At 50.2% G+C, this 619-nt stretch carries 1 protein-coding gene; it reads right to left on the bottom strand.

From position 1 onward, the window contains the following. Positions 1 to 488, bottom strand: a 488-nt coding sequence (locus CJZ98_RS17890) for a PaeR7I family type II restriction endonuclease (protein WP_232756610.1), incomplete at its 3' end; no start/stop codon positions are given. Between the last annotated feature and the right edge of the window lie 131 nt (positions 489 to 619).

Here is a 619-nt window from a genome sequence, read left to right as displayed (position 1 = left end):
CAGGCCACCAGAAGAGCCGCAGTCGGCACTGGCGGTACCATTGGCTCAGGCTGCTTGAAGAGCAGCCCAAGAGTGGCAACTTTCCTGAAAGTCACCGGATCATGAGCAGTACCTATAGCTTCTTCTGTTCGATTGTTAAAGTTGTTGCCGAAGGATCCCACTTGGCTCTTCAGTTCAACAGCAGCAATGAGCTCACCTCTATGTAGAACCAACAAATCCCAAAGTTTTGTAGGCCGGAAGAATCCAGGCAGAGTAAGCATTGCTCGATTCATATGAATATCTGCATGTGATAGGCCGTTTAAATTGACGATGTCAATAATCAGCGAGAGGAAGCCGTCCATATTCTTCCCTGATGTAACACCAGCTCGCTCCCCTTGATCTGCTTTGCCCAAGGCGAGTTGGCGTTCTTTGGCTGCATCGCGATTGCCCCAAAATTCCTTAACCGCCTTGTGAGCCTTCTGTTTGTAGTCTGCTAAGTCTAACGTCATCTGGTTACAGTCTTCTCAAGTGAACGCAAATCATCACTTGATTACCCAGCTCGCTCCGCAGCGCAGGACCTGAGCCCATAGACTGGTACACAAATACCAGTCCGGCCATGGCCCGCAGTGCGATCCAGTTC

The sequence above is a fragment of the Vulcanococcus limneticus LL genome, assembly GCF_002252705.1.
In the GTDB taxonomy this organism is placed as follows: domain Bacteria; phylum Cyanobacteriota; class Cyanobacteriia; order PCC-6307; family Cyanobiaceae; genus Vulcanococcus; species Vulcanococcus limneticus.
The sequence above is the reverse complement of the archived record's forward strand: the minus strand, read 5'-3'. Positions and strand labels throughout refer to the sequence as shown.